Annotated in this window: 1 protein-coding gene; it reads right to left on the reverse strand. The window is 31.3% G+C overall.

Annotated features, from left to right (window positions below; translation table 11 throughout):
* A partial coding sequence (locus tag KVT34_RS29850; protein WP_217563255.1) for a glycosyltransferase occupies positions 1-177 on the reverse strand: 177 nt, incomplete at its 3' end.
* Positions 178-460 lie beyond the last annotated feature (283 nt).

The following is a 460-nucleotide window of genomic DNA, read 5'->3' on the forward strand; positions in this document are numbered from 1 at the left end:
TGTTTCGTCATTCGAACTATCATCCCCAATGATGATTTCTATATTAGAATATGTTTGTCCTAACACACTACATACTGCTTGTGCAAAGTAGCAGGAACGTTTATAAGTAGGATTTAAAACACTTCCCAACGGAATTTGATCTATCGCCTCTTCACTTTTTCCAAAACGATTTCTCATCTTATTCCTCCACCTTTTCGCATAATATTTATATACGTACGCGACACAAAGTCACATGACTAAAACCATATAGAACTTTTATGCAAGTCTGAAATAAAATATCCTACTTTTTACTCCTATATATAAACATTCAATAATACAGTCCATTGATTAGCTATTTATTATCCATATAATTACTATTATAAAATAATGTAGAGCCAAATATTTAATCAGAGGGGCTTACCATCCGCAAATGGCGGGATAAATCTATACCTTAAAAAGAATAATATTTATTTCTTAACCA

The sequence above is a fragment of the Paenibacillus sp. GbtcB18 genome, assembly GCF_019091125.1.
Lineage (GTDB): Bacteria > Bacillota > Bacilli > Paenibacillales > NBRC-103111 > Paenibacillus_F > Paenibacillus_F chitinolyticus.